We start from the raw sequence: 19518 nt of genomic DNA on the forward strand, positions 1-19518 counted from the left end.
TCCGCAGGCTCCCCGCCATGACCACCGACCCACTCGACCGTCTGCGCTCGCTGCGGCGGTACGCCCCCGAGGTGCCCGCGCTCCTCGCGGAACTCGCCGCGGGCCCCGACCCGTTCGGCGCCCTCCAGTCGGCCGGCCGCGCCCTCGCCCGCCTCGATCCAGCGGACGGCACCCCACTCCACGACGAGGACCGGGTCACCGTCACGATCTCCGGCAGCGGCACCCTCGACGGCCTCACCGCCTCCCTCACCGCCGAGTTCGCCCGCCACGGACTCCAACTCGACGCCGTCACCCGAGACTTCGGCGCCTGGGAACGTGACCTCCTCGACACCGGCAGCGCGCTCTACGCGCCGACGACCGCGCTCTCCCTCTGTGTCCTGGACGCCTCGGTCCTCTTCGCCCCCTTGCCCCTCCCCTGGACGGTCGCCGACGCGGCCTCGGCCGCCGACGAGCTGCTCGCCCGCCTGGACTCGCTCGCCGCCCGCCACGGCGAGCACGCCTCCGGACTGCTGGTGCTGAACACGCTTCCGCTGCTCCACACGCACACCCACCAGCTCGTGGACCTGCGCGCACGGGCCGAACTCAGCGCGCTGTGGCGGGAGTTCAACGCGGGCGTACTCCGTCTCGCACTGCGGCACCCGCGTACCCAGGTCATCGACCTCGATCCGCTCGTCGCCGCCGGCGGCCCGGTACGTGACGCCCGGCTGGCCGCGTACGCCAAGGCCCGGCTGGGTTCCGAGCTGCTCGCCCGGTACGCCCGCGAGGTCGGCCATCTGGCCCGAGCACTGCGTGGCCGGACACGGAAGGTGCTGGTCCTGGACGCCGACCAGACGTTGTGGGACGGGGTCCTAGGCGATGTCGGCCCGGAGGGGATCGCGGCGGCGGGGACGATCCGCGGGGAGGCCTTCGGCGGGTTCCAGCGGGTGGTACGGCAGCTGGCCGCGCAGGGTGTCCTGCTCGCCGTATGTTCGAAGAACGACCCGGAGCCGTTGCTGACCGTGTTGCGCGAGCATCCGGACATGGTGCTGCGCGAGCCGGATTTCGTGCGGGTGCAGGCGAGTTGGGGTCCGAAGGACGCGGGGCTGCGGCAGATCGCGGGCCGGCTGAACCTGGGGACCGACAGCCTGGTCCTCGCCGACGACTCGGCGTTCGAGCGCGGCCAGGTGGCCGGTGCCCTGCCCGCCGTGGCGCTCGTCCCGCTGGACGACGAGCCCGCACTGCACGCCGAACGGCTCCTGGCCGACGGCTGGTTCGACGTACCGGAGCTGACCGACACCGATCTGCGGCGGGCGGCCCAGTACCGCAGCGAGGGCGACCGACAGCGGCTGCGGGAGGGCGCCCAGTCGTACGAGGAGTACCTGGCGCAGCTCGGTGTGGTGGTCGAACTCGCCGCCCTACGAACCGATCAGGTGTCCCGGACCGCACGGGTGGCCCAACTCACCCAGCGCACCAACCAGTTCAACCTCACCCCCCGCCGAATGTCGGCCCCGGAGGTGCGGGAGTACGCCGACGCGCCCGACGGGCTGGTCCTGACCGTCGGGACGCGCGACAAGTTCGGGGACAACGGCCTTGTCGGCGCGGTGTTCGTCCGCCGTGATCGGACGACCGGCTGGCACATCGAGAACGCCCTGCTGAGCTGCCGGGTCTTCGGCCGGGGCATCGAACAGGCCGTGTTCGCCGCCCTGTTGGAGGGTGCCAGGGAGGCGGGCACCCCGGCGGTGTACGGCAGCTACCGCCCGTCGGCCAGGAACGGCAGGGTCCGGGAGCTGTATCCCACGCTCGGCTTCGAAGCGACGGACGGGACGGGCGAGCCGGACGGGCCGGACAGGATGGACGGGACGACCGCCGTCTTCCGACACCCGCTTCTCGTCCTGCCCGAAGTCCCGGCACACATCACGCTGAGGGGGACGACCCGATGAGCAGCAGGAGCACGCCAGGGGCGAGGGACACCTTCACCGGTGTCCTCCTGGAGAACACCGCCGCCCAGGCGCACCGGGACGCCCTGGTCTATCTGCGCGACGACATAGCGGGGTCGCCGCCCGAGCGCGTCACCTACGCCGAACTCGACACCCGCGCCCGCCGGATCGCGTCCTGGCTGCGCGCCCAGGACGCCGTCGGCCGGCAGGTGCTGCTGCTCCATCCGCCGGGGACCGGGTTCGTCGCGGCCTTCCTCGGGTGTCTGTACGCCGGTGCGGTAGCCGTGCCCGCGCCGCTGCCCACCGACCAGGGCCGCCAACTCGCCCGTGTCTCCGGCATCTTGAGGGACGCGGAGGCGATGGCGGTGCTGACGGCGCCGGAACTCGCGCCCGCGCTGGAGGCCTGGCTGCTGGCCGAGGGGATGACGCACGTCCGGTGTCTCGGCACGGACGGCGACGGCGACTTCGCGGACCCGGCGGACTGGCGTGCGCCGGACATCCGCCCGCACGACCTGGCCTTCCTCCAGTACACCTCGGGTTCAACCAGCGAGCCCAAGGGCGTGATGGTCACGCACGCCAACCTGCTCGCCAACGAGGCGGCGATCCAGGCCTGGACGGGCACCGGGCCGGACACGATCGGCGGCGGCTGGCTGCCGCACTACCACGACCTCGGGCTGATCGGACACATCCTGCAACCGCTCTACGCGGGCGGCACGGCGGTGCTGATGTCGCCGACGGCGTTCCTCAAACGCCCTTACCGCTGGCTGCAGATGATCGACGAGTTCCGGCTGAGCGGCAGCGGCGGGCCCAACTTCGCCTTCGACCTGTGTGTACGCCGGGTCACCGACGAGCAGTTGGCGGGCCTCGACCTGTCCGGCTGGCGGGTGGCGCCGAACGGCGCCGAACCCATCCGCGCCGACACACTGCACGCCTTCGCCGAACGCTTCGCCCCCGCCGGGTTCCGCCCGGAGACCTTCTTCCCCTGCTACGGCATGGCGGAGACGACCCTCCTGGTGACCGGCGCGACCCCCGAACTCCCGCCCGCCGTAAGGACGGTGGACGCGGCGGCCCTGGAGCGCGGCGAGCTGTCCGACCCCGTCGCGGACGCCCCCGTACGCACCCTCGCGGGCAGCGGCACCGTGCGCGACAGCGAGATCCGCATCGCCGACCCGGTCACCGGGGCGAGCCGACCTCCGGGCACGGTGGGCGAGATCTGGGTGCGCGGCCCAAGCGTGACTCCCGGCTACTTCCGCAACTCCCGCGCTTCCTCGGAGAGTTATCTGCCGGGCGGCTGGCTGCGCACCGGCGACCTCGGTGTCCTCGACGGCGACGAACTGTTCGTCACCGGCCGCCTCAAGGAGGTCGTCATCCTCGCCGGGCGGAACTTGTACCCGCACGACGTGGAACGCACGGTCCAGTCCGCCGACCGCGCGCTGACGGTGGGCGCGGGCGCCGCGTTCGCCGTACAGAGTGACCTCGGCGAGCATCTCGTGATCGTCCAAGAGGTCCGGGCGGCGGCCGTCCCCGGCGGCGATCTGCGCGCGGTGGCGACGGTCGCCCAGCAGCTGATCGGTCGTCAGTTCGCGGTCCCGGCGGGCAATGTGGTGCTGGTCAAGCCAGGCACGGTACGCCGTACGACCAGCGGCAAGGTCCAACGGACCCTCATGCGGCGGCTGTTCCTCGAAGGCGCGCTGACTCCGCTGTACGAGGTGCTTGAGCCGTCGGTGCGGGTGCTGGTCAGCGACGCGGGCGACCGCGCCCTCGCACGGGGCGAGCGTTCCCTGGAGCGGGTGAGCCCGGCATGACGATGGAGCACTCCCCGTACCGGCTCGCCGAGGAGCTGGAGCTGTACCTCGGCGACCCGGCCGACCCGGGCGGCCCGTTCTCGTACGCGGCCAGCGCGGACCTGGACGCCCGGGAGGAGTTCCCGGCGGAGATCTGCCGGCTCCTCGACGACTGGGGGCTGCCCGACTATTACGTCCCCCTCGGCGCGGGTGGCCGACTGCGCGACTACGAGCACGCGCTCCAGCTCGTCCGCACGGTGGCCCGGCGCGATCTGACCGTGGCCGTCGCGCACGGCAAGACGTACCTCGGCGCGGTCTGTGTGTGGATCGCGGGCAGCCCCGAGCAGACCGCCCGGCTCGGCGCGGACATCCGGGCCGGGGTGCCGGTGGCCCTCGGGCTGACCGAGCGGGCGCACGGCAGCGATCTGCTGGCCGGGGAGGTGGAGGCGGTGCCGGACGGGTCCGGGGCCTGGCGGGTCACCGGCGAGAAGTGGCTGATCAACAACGCCACCCGGGGCAGTGTGCTGGCTCTTCTCGCCCGTACGGCGCCGGACGGCGGCCCGCGCGGGTTCAGCGTGCTGCTGACCGACAAACGCGCGCTGGCGCCCGGCAGTTACCGCCATCTGCCGAAGGTCCCCACGCACGGAATCCGGGGCGCCGACATCTCCGGCATCGCCCTCGACCAGGCCCGCGTGCCCCGTTCGACGGTGGTCGGCGCGGAGGGCGGCGGCATCGAAACCGTCCTGAAGGCCCTCCAGTTGACCCGCACGATGTGCGCCTCCCTGTCCCTGGGCGCCGCCGACCACGGTCTGCGCCTCGCCCTGGACTTCGCGGCCGAGCGTGAACTGTACGGCCGCCGCCTCGCCCAACTCCCCCAGGCGCGACACGTGTTGGCCGCCGCGGCAGCGGATGTCCTCACGCACGAGGCCGTCGCGCTGGTCGCCTCGCGCCTCGTACACACGGCGACCGAGGAGCTGAGCGTGGTCTCGGCGGTGACCAAGTACCTGGTCCCGACCTGCACGGAGGAACTCCTGCGCGAACTGGCCGCCCTGCTCGGCGCCCGCGCCTTCCTGGCCGGGGTGACCTCGCCGGGGGTGGAGCGCTACGGCATGTTCGAGAAGATCGAGCGCGACCACCGCATCGTCGCCCTCTTCGACGGCAACACCCTGGTCAATCTCAACTCCCTGATCAACCAGTTCCGTTCACTGGTACGCCGGTGGCAGCGCCCCGAGACCGGCGTGACCGACGCGGCGGCCTCGGCCTGTGATCTCTCCGCCCCGCTCCCCGCCTTCGACGCGCCCCGCCTCACCCTCCTGTCCCGGTACGGCAGTTCACTGCTGGCCGCGCTGCCCGCCTGGACGGCGGAGCTGCGCGAGGAGGCCGGGCGCGACCCGGCCCTCACGCCCACCGCGCAGGCGGCACAACGGCTGCTGGCGGTCACGGAATCCGTGCACCAGGAGATGGCCGAGCCGCTGGACGTCGTCGCGGGAGTCCCGTACGGGGCCTTCGAGACCGCCCGCCGCTACTGCCTGTGCTTCGCGGGCGCCGCCTGCCTCGGCCTCTGGCTGCACAACCGCCGAGCGGCGACCGACGGGGTCTGGCGGGACGCCGGCTGGCTGCGCACGGCGCTGGACCGGCTCCTCGTCCGGCTCGGCGACCGACAGCCCGGCTCGGACCCGGAGGCGTACGACCGTCTCCTCGACGAGGCGTACACGGCCCGCTCGGCCGGGCGACTGTTCTCGCTGCTGCACCTGGGCCTCTCGAAGGAGCCGACATGACCGCCGACACCCGCGTCCGCGACCTGATCCGGTGGTTCGGCGATCCGGCCGATCCCGCGAACCCGGTGGGCCGGGCCGCTCTCCTCGCGGCGGACGAGCAGAGCGAACCGAGCGCCGCGGGTGAGTGGCTGCTCGACGAGTACGGTTTCGGCGCGGAGTTCGTACCCGCCGAACTCGGCGGCAGGTTCACGCAGTTGGACGACCTCGTGCGGGTGGCCCGGGAGGTCTTCCGGCGCGATGTCGGGCTGGGCCTCGGGTACGGCATCACGTCCTTCATGGCGTCGGTGAATGTCTGGGCGGCCGGTACGCCCCAACAGCGCAAGCAACTCGCCGGGTTGCTGCTGGACGGCGGCAAGGTCTCGATCGGTTACCACGAACTCGCCCACGGCAATGACTTCCTGCGCAACGAGTTCACGGCCGACCGCACCCCGGGCGGCTATCGACTGAACGGCACCAAGCAGGTCATCAACAACGCCGACCGGGCGGGCGCCTGGGTGCTGTTCGCCCGTACCGATCCGGCACCGGGGGCCCGCAGCCACTCGGTGCTGCTGACCGGCCCCGAGGACTGCGCGGACGGCGCGGTGACCTTCCTCCCCCGCTATCCGACAACCGGCGTACGCGGCTGCCGACTTACGGGGCTCGACTTCCGCGACTGCGAGATCCCGGCCGGCGCGCTGGTCGGCACGGAGGGCCAGGGCGCCGAACTGGCCCTGCGTTCCTTCCAGGTGACCCGCAGCGCGCTGCCCGGGATGGCCGTGGGCACGCTGGACACCTGTCTGCGGACGGTACTCGGGTTCACGCTGGGGCGGCGGCTGTACCGGCGGCGCGTGCTCGACCTGCCGCACGCCGCCTCCGTACTCACCGGCGCCTTCGCGGACTTGCTGCTGTGCGACAGCCTGGCGCTGGCCGCCGCGCGGGCCGTGCATCTGCTGCCCGGCCAGTCGAGCGTGACCGGCGCCGCCGTGAAGTACCTGGTCCCGAAGCTGCTCACGCGCACGGCGAACGACCTCTCGGTGATTCTGGGCGCCCGCTTCTACGTCCGCGAGGGCGAGCACGCCCTCTTCGGCAAGCATCTGCGCGACCTGCCCGTACTGAGCCTCGGTCACGCGGGCCCGACGGCCTGCCTGGCCACCCTGATCCCCCAACTCCCGCGCCTGGCAAGAAACCCCGGCCCACCCGCACCCGACGCCCTGTTCACACCGGGCGGCCCGCTCACCCCGGGCATCCCGTACGACCGCCTCACGGTCACGGCCGACGGGGACGCGCTGACCGGCGTGCTCGAAGAGTCATCGGCGCCGAACGACCCGTACACACAGACCCTGTTGGCGCAGCTGAGCCGCGAACTGAACCTCGTGCGCAAGGCGCTGCTCGCCCTACCACCGGCCGAGCGGACCCCGCTGGCCGGACCTGCGAGCTTCCGACTCTCCGACCGTTACGCCCATTTGATGGCGGCGGCAGCGGCACTGGGCGTCTGGCGGACCGCTGCCGACGGTTTCCTCGCCGACCCCGCGTGGCTCGCGACCGTACTGCACCGCACGGCGTCCCGTCTCTCCCTGCGACCGGCACCACCACCCGCAGAACACACGGCCCATCTGCATGCCGAACTCCTGCGCCGCCACGACGAGAACCGGTCCTTCGATCTTTACGACCTCTGCCTCAACGGCTGACACCCATGGAGCATCCGATGACCGTGCCGAGCACCTACACCGAGCAGACGCTGACGAGTTGGCTGGTGGACCGGGTCGCCGAGTATCTGCGCAGGCCGCCGACCGAGATCGACCCCGCCGTGCCGCTCGCCGAGTACGGGCTCGACTCGGTGGCGGCGCTGAGCCTGTGCGGCGATGTCGAGGACGCCTTCGAGGTCCTCATCGAGCCGACGGCGGCCTGGGACTACCCGACGATCCGGTCACTGGCCGGCCATCTGCTGGGACGGCTGGAGGCACGGACGTGACAGCCGACCACATGGGCGGCAGTGGCGGCGGGATCGCGATCACCGGTATCGACTGCCGCTTCCCGCAGGCCGAAGGGCCGCGCGGCTACTGGGAGTTGCTGATGCGCGCCGGTGACGGCGTCGGCCCGGTGCCGCCCGAACGCTGGCCGGTGGCGGAGTCGTTCTCCGCGCCCGCCGAGGGCGGGTTCATCTCCGACCCGGACGTGTTCGACCACGAGTTCTTCGCCGTCTCACCGCGCGAGGCCGGTTCACTCGATCCGCAGCAGCGGCTGATGCTGCACTGCGCGTGGCGTGCGGTCGAGGACGCGGGCATCGCCCCGCACCGGCTGGCGGGCACGTCGACCGGCGTGTTCATCGGGGTCATGGGCAGCGAGTGGGCCCAGCTGACACTGACCGACCTGCCCGGGATCACCGCCCAGATCGGCTCCGGCAACGGCTACTGCATGATCGCCAACCGGGTGTCGTACCACCTGGATCTCAAGGGCCCGTCCCTCGCCGTCGACACGGCCTGCTCGTCCTCGCTGGTCGCTGTGCATCTGGCGGCGAACGCGCTGCTCGCGGGCGAGTGCGATCTCGCCATCGCGGGCGGCGTCAACCTGGCATTGACCCCGGCCCTCGGCATCTTCTACGCCCAGGCCGGCCTCGCCGCCCCCGACGGCCGCTGCAAGCCGTTCAGCGCCGACGCGGACGGCATCGGCCGGGGCGAGGGCGTCGGAGCGGTGGTGCTGCGCCGGTACGAGGACGCGGTCGCCGATGGTCAGCCGGTGTACGCCGTCCTGCGCGGCACCGCCGTCAACCAGGACGGACGCAGCAACGGCATCACCGCGCCCAGCCGCTGGTCCCAGGAGGCCGTGGTCGCCGCCGCCTGCCGCCGGGCCCGCGTGGACCCGGCCGACGTGACCTTCGTCGAGGGCCATGGCACCGGCACGGTCCTGGGCGACATGATCGAGACCAGGGCCCTAGGCGCACTCCACGCCACGCGCCCCCGCTCGCGCCCCCTGTCCCTCGGCTCGGTCAAGGGCAACCTGGGCCACACGGAGGGCGCCGCCGGCATCGCGGGCCTGATCAAGGTCGCCCTCTCCCTCCACCACCGCACGGCCCCGGCCAGCCGCTTCGCGACCCATGAGAACCCCCAACTCACCCTCGCCGACCAGGGTCTACGCCTCCTCAAGTCGCCGCTGCGCCTCCCGTCGGGCCCGGTTCTGGCCGGTCTCAGCAGCTTCGGCATGGGCGGCACGAACGCCCACGCGGTGCTCGAATCGGCGCCGAGGGCCGGACGTACGGCAGGCCGCACCGGTACTCCGCCCCATGCGCCCCAGCACTCCACCGCGCAGCGCCCCGCCGGCCTCGGCATCGGCGTCTTCACCCTCACCGCGCCCACCGAGGCGGCCCTGCGCCGCAATCTCCTCGCCCAGGCGGAGGCGATCAGCCGCCGACGAACGCCCTTCGCCTCCCTGTGCTGGACCTCGCACCAGGTCAAGTCCGGTCACGCACACCGCTGTTCGGTGGTCGCCGCCGACTCGGCCGAACTGGCCACCCGCCTGCGCTCAGCGTCCGAGGCACCCACCGTGCCCGCACGCCCGTCCGAACTCCCGCGCACTGCCTGGCTGTTCACCGGCCAGGGCGCCCAGTACCCGGGCATGGCGGCCCGGCTGCACCGTGAGTCCGTCCTGTTCCGCCACCACTTCGACGCGGCCGACACCGCCCTGCTCCCGCACACGGGCGGTTCCGTACGCGACCTGCTCCTGGGCGCCGATCCGGCGGTCCACCGCACCGGTTGGGCCCAGCCCGCGCTCTTCGCCGTCGGCTACGCACTCGGCGCAAGCCTCCACGAGCTGGGCATCCGGCCACAGGCACTCCTCGGCCACAGCGTGGGCGAGTTCGCGGCGGCGGTACTCGCCGAGGCCCTCCCTCTGGAGGCAGCGGCGCAACTGGTCGCCGCCCGAGGAGCGCTGATGCAGCAACTCCCCGACGGCGGCGGCATGTTGGCTGTCCAGGCCCCGGCCGAGCCACTCCACGAGTACGTCGAACCGGAACCCCTGGTCGGCTTCGCCGCCTTCAACGGCCCACGCTCGACCGTGCTCTCGGGCGACCTGGCCGCACTGGACCGGATCGCCGACGCCCTGGCCCAACGCGGGTTCCCGGTACGCCGGTTGGAGGTGTCCCACGCCTTCCACTCCCCGCTCATGCGCCCGGTACTCGAACCCTTCCACCGGCTCGCCGAGGAGGTGACCGACGGAGGCGTCCCGCGCATCCCCCTGTACTCCACACTCCGCGGCAAGCTCCTCGACTCCGAACCGCTGGACGCCGCGTACTGGACGGAACACATCAGCGCACCCGTCCTCTTCGCGGACGCCGCCGCACAACTCCTCGACGAGGACCCGACCCACCTGGTGGAGATCGGCCCGAAGCCCGTACTCACGGCACTGTCCCGCCACTTGGCCACCGACCGCACCTCAGAGCCCCGCTCCCTGCACCCCCTCCCGGGCGTGAACGCGGGCGCCCGTGAACTTGCCGGGACCCTCGCCGTCCTCCACGACGCGGGCCTCGACCCAAACTGGGACGCCGCGTACGCCCCACAGGACCGCGTCCTCCAGCGCCTGGCCCCGTACGCCTTCTCCACGGAGCACCGCTTCTGGCACCGGGGCGCCACTGAGACACGTACCGAAGCCCCAAGCGAGGTCGGGGCACCCACAGCCCCAACCAACGGCGGGGAACCCACAGTTCAGCCAAGCACCACCACAACCGCCACCCCCACGACCACAGCCACCGCCGTCCTGGACGCCATCGCCCAGGTCGGCGGCTACCCCCTGACCGCCCTCTCCGACACCTCCCGCCTCTACGAGGACCTCGGCTTCGACTCGGTCGCCGTCATGGAGCTGAAGTCCCGTATCGAGGAACGGCTCCCGGCGCTCGGCGACCTCCCCGTGCACGAACTGCTGCCGAGGCTGTCGTCCGTCGGTGACCTCGTCGCCTACGTACAGGAGCGCACTCCATGACGACCCACCCGCCCCATCTCGCCGGCGCCGGTTCCGCCCTCCCCGGCGAACCGGTCGACAACGCGGCGCTCTCCGCCGCCCTGGGCGTCAGCGCCGAGTGGATCGAGCTGTTCATCGGCACCCGGACCCGGCACTTCGCCCGCGATCTGGTCACCGGCGAGGTACGGCGCTCGCTGGCCGACCTGTGCGCCCAGGCCGCCGAGGAGGCGATGGCCAACGGGGGCGTGGAAGCGGCCGACATCGAGTTCCTGGTCCTCGGCACGGCGACCCCGGACCACCTCATGCCGACCACCGCGAGCCAGGTCGCCGACCTGCTCGGCCTCGACCAACTCCCCACCTATCAGCTCCAGTCTGGCTGCGCGGGCGCGGTACAGGCACTCGATCTCGCCCGGCATCTGATCGGAAGCGGGGAGTTCGGCTGCGGTCTCGTCATCGGCGGTGACGTCTGCACCAAACACCTGGACCTGCGCCGGGACCTGTCCGCCGCCGCGCCGAGCGACCTCGTCAACGGCGTGCTGTTCGGGGACGGTGCGGGGGCCGCCGTACTGACCGCCGAGCCGCACGGAGCGGCCGTGGCCCTGCTGCGCACCCTCAACCGCTGTACCGGCCTCGGTCGTTCGCCGGGCCAGATCATCGACTGGTTCGGCCTCGCCGACCGGGACGAGGACCGCCAGGCGCTCACCGAGGACTACAAGGCGATCGAGGAGTCCGTACCGGTGATGGCGGCGGAGATCCTCTGGGAACTCCTCGACACCCTGGGCTGGGCGGCGGACGACGTGGACTTCCTGCTGCCGCCCCAGCTCTCCGGCCGGATGACCCGCCAGATCGCCGAACACCTCGCCCTCCCCTCCGCCCACGAGATCTCCTGCGTCGCCCTGACCGGCAACAACGGCAACGCCCTGCCGTTCCTCCAGATCGAACAACTGCTGCCGAAGATGGGCAGCGGCCAGAAGGCGCTGGCCGTGGCGGTCGAGTCCAGCAAGTGGATCAAGGCCGGGTTCGCCCTGGAGAAGCGCTGAGCTGCTGAAGCACTCAAGCGCTCGCACCACCACCCACCACCCACCACCAGGTTCCCCCGACCGAGAGGCCCCGCATGCCCTCCCTGCCCCCGCACACCACCTTCGCCGTCACCGACTTCCACGACCTCGTCCGCAACGACCTCGGACTCCCCCTCACGGACGCCCAGTTCGCCACCGACTTCGACGAACTCCCGGAGTGGGACTCCCTGTTCCTCCTCAAGCTGGTCGTCCTCCTAGAGCGCGCCACCGCCCAACCGGTTCCGGTCTCCCGCCTGTTCGAGGCCCGCAGCCTCCAGGAGATCTACGACCGGGTGGTGACCCCGTGACCGGCAGCGGACCCAGCCGGCCCAGCCGGCCCGGCGGCCACTCCACCCACCCCGTCCGCGACCGCCGGCCCACCCTCCACTTCCTGGAGTACGCGGCCACCCAACGCCCCGTGCACCTGGACACCGACATCGACATGACCCACGCCCTGGCCCACCGCGCCCACGCCGACCGCCACTACTCGACGGTGGCCTACGTCCTGCACGCGGCGGGACGGGTCCTGGCCCGTCACCCGGAGGCCAACGCGGTCCTCGCCCCGGGCCACCGGTGCCGCCCCCGGATCGTCCGGTTCACCGAGGTCACCGGGAAACTCGCCCTGGACACGACAGTCCCCGGCGGCGACCGCATCGTGCTCTCCGCCCTCGTGCCGACCCTGGAATCGGCGTCCTTGGCCGACATCCAGGACCGCGTCGACCGCTACCGCAACGCCCCGGACCCCGCCGCCCTGCCGGAGTTCGCCCGCGTCCGCACCCTGGCCCGGCTGCCCGCCTGGCTCGGCCGGATCGCCTTCGCGATGGCCCTGCGCGACCCCCGCCGCCGCCCCGCCGTCCTCGGCACGGTCTCGGTCAGCTCCCTCGGCCACCGCCCGGTCGACGGCTTCCACTCCACGGGCGGTACGGCCATCACGCTGACCTGCGGACGTACGGCACCGCGCCCGGTCGTCCGGGACGACGGCCGGATCGAGGCTGCCCCGCTGATGCGGCTGGGCCTCACCTTCGACCACCGCGTGCTCGACGGCGCCACCGCCGCCGACGTACTGGCCGACCTCAAGTCGGCGCTCGAAACGGAGTGGACGACGCGGGACACCGGCCACACGGCCGCCGTCACACCCCTGCGCCCCCTGCGCGAGGCGGCGACGGACCCCCAGTGACGCAACCCCGGCCGACGACAAAAGCCGGGGACAGGAACCGACAACGAAAGCCCCCGCCGAGAGCCCCCGACAAGACAGGAGAGCCGAACCCATGCATGATCTGGGCGAGTTGAAGCAGTACGCCCTGCTCCACGCCCGCAACCAGGGCCTGTCCATCCGGGCCACTACCCGCGTCCTGGCCCGGATCCACAGCGACGACCCGGGCGCCGAGGACTCCTGGGCCCGGGTGTGGTCCGCCGAGGGCGACGCGCTCGCCGGGCGCGGCCGGCTGCTCGACGCCTGCCGCTGCTACGCCCTCGCCCGATTCCCGTACGCCGACCCGGCCGACGGCGACCGGACGCGTGCCCAGCGCGCGGGCGTGGCTGCCTTCGACCACTGGCGGCGGGCCCGCGGCGGCATCGAACGCCTCGAACTCGCCCACCCGGACGGCACGTTGGCATGCTGGGCGGCAGGCCTGGACAGGCACCGTCCGCTGCTGATCATGATGGGCGGCATCGTGAGCGTGAAGGAGCAGTGGGCCCCGCTGCTCCCGAAACTGACCCGCCTCGGCTACGCGGCCGTGGTCACGGAACTGCCCGGCGTGGGCGAGAACTCCCTGCCCTACACGGCGGATTCATGGCGCCTGCTGCCCTGGCTGTGCGACCAGTTGTCGAACCGCGCCCGCACCACCGACACCACGCTCCTCTGTCTGAGCTTCAGCGGCCATCTCGCCCTGCGTGCGGCCGTCGAGGACCCCCGGATCGCCCGCATCCTGACCGTGGGCGCCCCGGTCGCGCACTTCTTCACGGACGACGACTGGTGGCTCCGTGTCCCGGCGCTCACCACAACGACCCTGCGCCAGCTGACAACCACCGCCGACGACCACGAACTGCGCTCCCTGCTCAAGGAGTTCCCGCTCGACGCCGCCCAACTCGGCGCCGTACGGGCGGCGGTGCGGTACGTGGCGAGTGCGCGGGACGAGATCATCCCGCCCCGGGAACAGTCACTGCTCCGCGAGGCGCTGGCCGACATCCGTGTCAAGGAGTTCGACGATGTGCACGGCTCACCGGGGCACGCCGGTGCGCTGCGGCGCTGGCTGGTGCTGAACCTGCTGCGCTCAGCACGTGGTCGTGCAGCCGGGTGAGGTCGGGCCCCGGTCCGATACCGAGTTCCTCGTGCAGCGACCGACGAACGGCACGGTAGGCGCGTACCGCGTCGGAGCAGCGGCCGGACCGGTGCAGCGCGACGATGAGCTGGCAGTGCAGCCGTTCGCGCAGCGGATGCTCGACCGCCAACTCCATCAGCTCACCGGTGAGTTCCTGATGTCGGCCGAGCTTGAGGTCGGCGGTGATCCGCTGCTCCAGCACGCCGAGCCGCAGCTCCTCCAGCCGGGTGGCGGCGGACCGCAGGACGACACCCTGCGGCACCCCGGACAGCGCGGGCCCCGTCCACAGCGCGAGCGCCTCCCCCAGACTCCGCGAGGCGGCCCCGAAGTCCTCGCCCTTGAGGGCCGTACGCCCTTCCTCGCTCAGCGCCTCGAAGCGGCGCAGGTCGAGGTCGTGCGGTTCGACGTGCAGGACATAGCCGGGCGGCCGGCTGACCAGTGGCCGCCCGGCGCCGCTCTCGGCGAGGGCCTTGCGGACATGGCAGATGTACACGTGCAGGGTGCTGGCCGCGGTGCGGGGCGGCTCGTCGGGCCACAGCTCGTCGATGAGGGCATCGCTGGAGACCACCGAGCCCGCCCGCACGAGCAGGGTGGCGAGCACGGCACGCGGCTTGGCCGCCGCGGGCGTACGGGTGTCGAGGCGGACCGGTCCCAGTACACGGAATCGCAAGGGTCAGCTCCTATCACGTCGCACAGGAACGTCACACGAGAACTGCCCCCACCTTCCCGAACCCCGCTGAAGAAGCACGGGAGAGCCACGGGAGACCGCCACCGAGCACCCGAGCACCCGAGCACCCGAGCACCCGAGCACCCGAGCACCCGAGCACCCGAGCACCCGAGCACCCGAGACAGCCTCCCGCCAGCCCTTGCCCCTGTCAGCCGCTGTCCCTCTCAGCCGACCGACGAGTAGGCCACAACCCCCCGCAGTAGCCCCTCCACGGCCTTGCGCGCGTTCTTCGCGACCGTCGACCCCTCCCCGCCGGAGACCGGCGCGGCGGCCGAGATCTGTCCGAGGACGTCGATGACCTGCTTGCACCAGCGGACGAAGTCACCGGCCGGCATCTCCGCCTCGCGCAGCACCTCGTCGAGGCCCTTGCCGGAGGCCCATTCGTAGGCCGCCCACGCGAAGCCGAGGTCGGGCTCGCGCTGGCCGACGCCCTCGCTCTGGGTGATCCGGAACTCCTCCTCCAGCGCGTCGAGCCGGCCCCAGATGCGGACCATCTCGCCGAGCGCGGCCTTGGCCTTGCCGGACGGCACCTTCGGCGCCATGGCGTCGTCGGCGGCCCGGGACTCGTACACCAACGCCGAGACACACGCGGCGAGTTCGGCGGGCGCGAGCCCGTCCCACACGCCCGCGCGCAGGCATTCGCTGGTCAGCAGGTCGAGTTCGCCGTAGAGCCGGGCGAGCCGCTTGCCGTGCTCGGTCACCTCGTCGCCGCGCAGATAGTCCAGCTCGGTGAGCAGGGCGACAATGCGGTCGAACGTACGGGCGATGGTGTTGGTGCGGCCCTCGATGCGCCGCTCCAGCTGCGAGGTGTCGCGCAGCAGCCGGTAGTAGCGCTCGGCCCAACGGGCGTGGTCCTCGCGGTCGTTGCAGCCGTGGCAGGCGTGGGCGCGGATCTCGGTGCGCAGCCGGGCGATCTCGCGGTCGTCGGCCGCCTGGGAGCGCTGCTTGCGGGCCCGCTCGGGCGGGATGTGCCCGGCCTTGCTGCGCAGCGCGGAGGCGAGGTCGCGACGGGACTGCGGCGAACGCGGGTTGAAGGTCTTGGGGACCCGCATCCGCTCCAACGGCTCGACTGGCACGGGGAAGTCCATGGACGCCAGCCGCTTCACCTGCCGTTCGGCCGTCAGCACCAGCGGGCGCGGTCCGTCATGGTGCTCGAAGCCGCGGTGGCCGTTGGACCGGCCCGCGGGCAGCCCCGGGTCCAGGACGAGCGCGAGGCCCGCGTACTTGCCGGTGGGGACGTGGATGATGTCGCCGGGCTTGAGCTTCTCCAGCGCGACGGCGGCCTCGGCCCGCCGCTGGGCGACGCCCTGCCGGGCCAAATCGGTCTCGCGGTCCTTGAGTTCGCGGCGCAGCCGCGCGTACTCCTCGAAGTCGCCGAGGTGGCAGGTCATGGATTCCTTGTAGCCGTCCAGGCCCTCCTCGTTGCGCTGCACCTGCCGGGAGATCCCGACGACCGACTTGTCGGCCTGGAACTGCGCGAACGAGGTCTCCAGCAGCTCGCGCGAGCGGTGCCGCCCGAACTGGTCCACGAGGTTGACCGCCATGTTGTACGACGGCTTGAAGCTGGAGCGCAGCGGGTACAGGCGCGTGCCGGCGAGACCCGCGAGGTGGTCCGGGCTCATCCCCCGCTGCCACAGCACCACGGCATGACCCTCGACGTCGATGCCACGCCGTCCCGCACGCCCCGTCAGCTGGGTGTACTCGCCGGGCGTGATGTCGGCGTGCTGTTCGCCGTTCCACTTGACGAGCTTCTCCAGCACGACCGAGCGGGCGGGCATGTTGATGCCGAGCGCGAGGGTCTCGGTGGCGAACACGGCCTTCACGAGGCCCTGTACGAAGAGTTCCTCGACGACCTCCTTGAACGTGGGCAGCATGCCCGCGTGGTGGGCGGCGATGCCCCGCTCCAGGCCCTCCAGCCATTCGTAGTACCCGAGGACGTGCAGGTCCTCGGTGGGGATGGAGGAGGTGCGCTCCTCGACGAGGGCACGCACCCGTTCCCGCGCCTCGTCGTCGTTCAGCCGCAGGCCCGCGTACAGGCACTGCTGTACGGCGGCCTCGCAGGCCGCGCGGCTGAAGATGAACGTGATGGCGGGCAACAGGCCCTCGGAGTCGAGCCGTTCGATGACTTCGGGCCGCCCCGGTGTCCACACGCGGGAACGGGACCGGCGCTCCCGCTCACGGTCGGCCTCGCGCATGGCACGGCCGCGTCTGCGGTCCTGGAAGGAGGGCCGCTGGGCCTCCATGCGTGCGAGCCGCGCGAGGTCGGGGTTGACGGCCTTTCTGCTGCCCTCGCCCTCCTCGAAGAGGTCGTACATCCGGCGTCCGGCAAGTACGTGCTGGAACAGCGGCACGGGCCGGTGCTCGGAGACGATCACCTGGGTGTCGCCGCGCACGGTGTCGAGCCAGTCGCCGAACTCCTCGGCGTTGGACACGGTCGCCGACAGCGAGACGAGGGTGACCGACTCGGGGAGGTGGATGATCACTTCCTCCCATACGGCGCCACGGAAGCGGTCGGAGAGGTAGTGCACCTCGTCCATGACCACGTAGCCGAGGCCGAGGAGGGTCCGCGAGCCCGCGTACAGCATGTTCCGCAGGACCTCGGTGGTCATCACGACCACCGGGGCATCGGAGTTGACGCTGTTGTCGCCGGTGAGCAGGCCCACCTTGTCCGCGCCGTAACGACGGCACAGGTCGGCGTACTTCTGGTTCGACAAGGCCTTGATGGGCGTCGTGTAGAAGCACTTCTTGCCCTGTTGGAGGGCGAGATGGACGGCGAACTCGCCGACGATCGTCTTGCCCGAACCGGTGGGGGCGGCCACCAGCACGCCCTTCCCCGCTTCGAGCGCCTGGCAGGCCTCGATCTGGAAGGGGTCGAGGCCGAAGTCGTACATCTCGCGGAAGGACGCGAGCGCGGTGGCCTGCTCGACAGCGCGCTTACGTGCTGCCGCATACCGCTCGGCCGGTGAGAGGTCCTCTGTCATCGTGCTTTCGAGACTACCGGCCCCCACTGACAACAGGACGATCATTATCCGGATCGATGCCTGGGAAACACGGGATCCGCGCAGCTCAGCGCAACATGCAAGCGGCCGGGGCGCCAGCGTGGGCGCCCCGGCCGCTTCCACGCCGGAGTGAAGAACAGGGAACTTCAGGTCACGTCGTCGTAGCCGTTGACCCGGTCCGGGCCCGCCTGTTCGGGCAGGGCGCGGGTGGCGGAGACGGTCTCGATCTCGCCGATGTCCTCCGGGGTGAGGTCCAGGTCGGAGGCCTCGTCGTCGCCGGGTCCCTCCGCCTCGCGTCGGCGCTTGCGCCGGTCGTTCGTCAGCGAGAAGGCCACCGCGCCGAAGTACAGGATCCAGATCGGACCGGCGAGCGCCAGCATGGTCAGCGGGTCCGTGCTGGGCGTCGCGATCGCCGCGAACACCGTGATGCCCATGATCATGGCGCGCCACCAGCCGGCCATGCGCTTACCGGTGAGAATCCCGGTGATGTTCAGCATGATCAGCAGCAGCGGCAGTTCGAAGGAGAGACCGAAGACGAGCACCATGCGCGTGACGAGGTCGAGCAGGTCGTCCAGCGGCAGCAGGTTGTCGACGCCGAACGGCGTGAACTCGATCAGGACCTTCGCGGTGGTGGGGAGCACCCGGTAGGCGAAGTAGGCGCCGCCGAGGAACAGCGGGACACCGGACGCGACGAACGCGTACGCGTACTTCTTCTCGCTCTTGTGCAGACCCGGAGCGATGAACGCCCAGAGCTGGTAGAGCCAGACCGGCGAGGCGAGCACGACGCCGGCCATGAGCGACACCTTCAGCGCGAGCGTGAAGGGCGCGAGCAGGCCGTTGATCGTGATCTGCGCGCAGGGGTTGTCCCCCTCCGACTGCTGCTTGGCCAGCTCGGAGAAGGATGACGGGCATCCGACCGAGTCGAGCACCGGCTTCGTGAAGAAGTTGATGATGTCGTTGTAGAAGAAGGCGGCCACGACCGTGACGACGATGATGGCCAGCAGGGCCTTCGCGACCCGGTTGCGGAGTTCACGGAGATGCTCCACGAGGGGCATCCGCCCCTCGGGATCCCTCCCCTTCTCCTCCTTGTTGCGGGCAGACTTGAGCAACCCACGTCCTCATCTCGTGCGGCAGGCCGGAGGCATCCGGCCTTGCGTCAGCGTCAGCGCTTGGTCGTGTCCGTGGGCTCGGTGACCGGACGCGAACTCGTCACGTCACCGGGGGCGGCCTGGATGGTGCGCTGCGCCGGGGGCTGCTCGTCGGTGTGCGGCGGACCGGCGGGGGCCGTCTCCTGGCCCTCCGTCTTCATCGCCTTGGCCTCGCTCTTCAGGATGCGCGCGGACTTGCCGAGCGAGCGCGCCATGTCCGGAAGCTTCTTCGCGCCGAACAGCAGGATGATGACGACGAGGATGAGAATGATCTCGGGAGCTCCGAGCCTTCCGAACATAAGTCTTTACCTTCTCACCGAGGCGGCTGTGTGGGGTGCTGTCCGATCGTTCGGACAGGTGTCCGACCGTCGTGTTGACAGCGATCGTAACGCTCGGGGGTAAACCTGAGGCAATCCCTGTGCGTACTCCCGGTCAGCGGTCCGGGCCTCTTTTTCCGGCCGCGATCAGCAGCGTACCTGCCGACACCGACAAGGTGACAGGGCGAAGTCGCCCAAAACACATCAACCCACGGACTCACAGGAGAGCCGCCGGGCACTCACAGTGCGTCCACAGAACGCGCCGTGTGCGCGGCGGCCTTTTCCAGGTCCTCGGCGGCCCGATTGATCCGCCGCGCCGAGTCCGTGACCTGCCTCCCCAGCCGCTGCGCCTCCAGAAAAACACGGACGGCAAGCACCCCGAGAACGGAGACCCCCAGGAACCCCACAGCAATCGCGAACATCGGCCAGAACATGCCACGGAGCCTAGCGGCATCTCAGCCCGTCCGGCGTTTGAGGACGAGGCCGTTCAGGCCGACAGCGGGGGTCTGGGGGCGGCAGCCCCCAGGGATGGGACGGGCAG

15 protein-coding genes are annotated in these 19518 nt (G+C 71.5%); 10 read left to right on the plus strand and 5 right to left on the minus strand.

Annotated features, from left to right (window positions below; all coding sequences use genetic code 11):
- Positions 1-17: 17 nt before the first annotated feature.
- The 10 genes from ACWDR4_RS38905 to ACWDR4_RS38950 all read left to right on the plus strand — a co-directional run bounded on the left by ACWDR4_RS38905 (position 18) and on the right by ACWDR4_RS38950 (position 13765).
- Positions 18-1919, plus strand: a complete 1902-nt coding sequence (locus ACWDR4_RS38905) for an HAD-IIIC family phosphatase (RefSeq protein WP_450415539.1) — start codon at positions 18-20, stop codon at positions 1917-1919.
- On the plus strand, positions 1916-3721 hold the full coding sequence (locus tag ACWDR4_RS38910) for a fatty acyl-AMP ligase (RefSeq protein ID WP_450415540.1): 1806 nt from the start codon (positions 1916-1918) through the stop codon (positions 3719-3721). The genes ACWDR4_RS38905 and ACWDR4_RS38910 overlap by 4 nt, the downstream gene beginning before the upstream one ends.
- Entirely contained in the window at positions 3718-5478 is a 1761-nt protein-coding gene (locus ACWDR4_RS38915; protein ID WP_450415541.1) for an acyl-CoA dehydrogenase family protein, read from the plus strand. Before ACWDR4_RS38910 ends, ACWDR4_RS38915 begins: the two co-directional genes overlap by 4 nt.
- A complete protein-coding gene (locus ACWDR4_RS38920; RefSeq protein WP_450415543.1) occupies positions 5475-7145 on the plus strand; it encodes an acyl-CoA dehydrogenase in 1671 nt (556 codons plus the stop codon). Before ACWDR4_RS38915 ends, ACWDR4_RS38920 begins: the two co-directional genes overlap by 4 nt.
- Positions 7146-7162: 17 nt before the next feature.
- A complete protein-coding gene (locus ACWDR4_RS38925; protein ID WP_369035857.1) occupies positions 7163-7429 on the plus strand; it encodes an acyl carrier protein in 267 nt (88 codons plus the stop codon).
- On the plus strand, positions 7426-10428 hold the full coding sequence (locus ACWDR4_RS38930) for a type I polyketide synthase (RefSeq protein WP_450415545.1): 3003 nt from the start codon (positions 7426-7428) through the stop codon (positions 10426-10428). The genes ACWDR4_RS38925 and ACWDR4_RS38930 overlap by 4 nt, the downstream gene beginning before the upstream one ends.
- Positions 10425-11447, plus strand: a complete 1023-nt coding sequence (locus tag ACWDR4_RS38935) for a 3-oxoacyl-ACP synthase III family protein (protein ID WP_450415547.1) — start codon at positions 10425-10427, stop codon at positions 11445-11447. The genes ACWDR4_RS38930 and ACWDR4_RS38935 overlap by 4 nt, the downstream gene beginning before the upstream one ends.
- Positions 11448-11521: 74 nt before the next feature.
- Positions 11522-11773 (plus strand): phosphopantetheine-binding protein, encoded by a 252-nt coding sequence (locus ACWDR4_RS38940; RefSeq protein WP_450415548.1) that lies wholly within the window; start codon positions 11522-11524, stop codon positions 11771-11773.
- A complete protein-coding gene (locus ACWDR4_RS38945; RefSeq protein ID WP_450415550.1) occupies positions 11770-12642 on the plus strand; it encodes a 2-oxo acid dehydrogenase subunit E2 in 873 nt (290 codons plus the stop codon). The genes ACWDR4_RS38940 and ACWDR4_RS38945 overlap by 4 nt, the downstream gene beginning before the upstream one ends.
- A gap of 91 nt (positions 12643-12733) precedes the next feature.
- Positions 12734-13765, plus strand: coding sequence for an alpha/beta hydrolase (locus ACWDR4_RS38950; protein WP_450415551.1), 1032 nt, complete (start codon positions 12734-12736; stop codon positions 13763-13765).
- Here the strand turns inward: ACWDR4_RS38950 and ACWDR4_RS38955 are convergent.
- From ACWDR4_RS38955 to ACWDR4_RS38975, 5 genes are all read right to left on the minus strand, one after another.
- Complete coding sequence (locus ACWDR4_RS38955) at positions 13659-14456, minus strand: AfsR/SARP family transcriptional regulator (RefSeq protein ID WP_450415552.1); 798 nt, start codon at positions 14454-14456, stop codon at positions 13659-13661. The two genes, ACWDR4_RS38950 and ACWDR4_RS38955, sit on opposite strands and share 107 nt — an antisense overlap.
- Before the next feature lie 221 nt (positions 14457-14677).
- Complete coding sequence (locus ACWDR4_RS38960; RefSeq protein ID WP_450415554.1) at positions 14678-17539, minus strand: DEAD/DEAH box helicase; 2862 nt, start codon at positions 17537-17539, stop codon at positions 14678-14680.
- 119 nt (positions 17540-17658) lie between these two features.
- The gene (gene tatC, locus ACWDR4_RS38965; protein WP_450415555.1) at positions 17659-18621 is read right to left on the minus strand and encodes a twin-arginine translocase subunit TatC; all 963 of its coding nucleotides are present in this window, start codon (positions 18619-18621) and stop codon (positions 17659-17661) included.
- 53 nt (positions 18622-18674) lie between these two features.
- Positions 18675-18959, minus strand: coding sequence for a Sec-independent protein translocase subunit TatA (tatA, locus tag ACWDR4_RS38970; RefSeq protein WP_450415556.1), 285 nt, complete (start codon positions 18957-18959; stop codon positions 18675-18677).
- Positions 18960-19216: 257 nt separating this feature from the next.
- Positions 19217-19411 (minus strand): hypothetical protein, encoded by a 195-nt coding sequence (locus tag ACWDR4_RS38975; RefSeq protein WP_450415558.1) that lies wholly within the window; start codon positions 19409-19411, stop codon positions 19217-19219.
- Positions 19412-19518 lie beyond the last annotated feature (107 nt).

Source organism: Streptomyces sp. NPDC000878 (assembly GCF_053599695.1).

Excerpts from the sequence above, each read along its gene's own strand:
- ACWDR4_RS38935 (WP_450415547.1), top strand. The coding sequence starts at position 10,425 with ATGACGACCCACCCGCCCCATCTCGCCGGCGCCGGTTCCGCCCTCCCC.
- ACWDR4_RS38975 (WP_450415558.1), bottom strand. The coding sequence starts at position 19,411 with ATGTTCTGGCCGATGTTCGCGATTGCTGTGGGGTTCCTGGGGGTCTCC.
- ACWDR4_RS38960 (WP_450415554.1), bottom strand. The coding sequence starts at position 17,539 with ATGATCGTCCTGTTGTCAGTGGGGGCCGGTAGTCTCGAAAGCACGATG.
- ACWDR4_RS38925 (WP_369035857.1), top strand. The coding sequence starts at position 7,163 with ATGACCGTGCCGAGCACCTACACCGAGCAGACGCTGACGAGTTGGCTG.
- ACWDR4_RS38915 (WP_450415541.1), top strand. The coding sequence starts at position 3,718 with ATGACGATGGAGCACTCCCCGTACCGGCTCGCCGAGGAGCTGGAGCTG.
- ACWDR4_RS38910 (WP_450415540.1), top strand. The coding sequence starts at position 1,916 with ATGAGCAGCAGGAGCACGCCAGGGGCGAGGGACACCTTCACCGGTGTC.
- ACWDR4_RS38920 (WP_450415543.1), top strand. The coding sequence starts at position 5,475 with ATGACCGCCGACACCCGCGTCCGCGACCTGATCCGGTGGTTCGGCGAT.
- tatA (WP_450415556.1), bottom strand. The coding sequence starts at position 18,959 with ATGTTCGGAAGGCTCGGAGCTCCCGAGATCATTCTCATCCTCGTCGTC.
- ACWDR4_RS38950 (WP_450415551.1), top strand. The coding sequence starts at position 12,734 with ATGCATGATCTGGGCGAGTTGAAGCAGTACGCCCTGCTCCACGCCCGC.
- ACWDR4_RS38905 (WP_450415539.1), top strand. The coding sequence starts at position 18 with ATGACCACCGACCCACTCGACCGTCTGCGCTCGCTGCGGCGGTACGCC.
- ACWDR4_RS38940 (WP_450415548.1), top strand. The coding sequence starts at position 11,522 with ATGCCCTCCCTGCCCCCGCACACCACCTTCGCCGTCACCGACTTCCAC.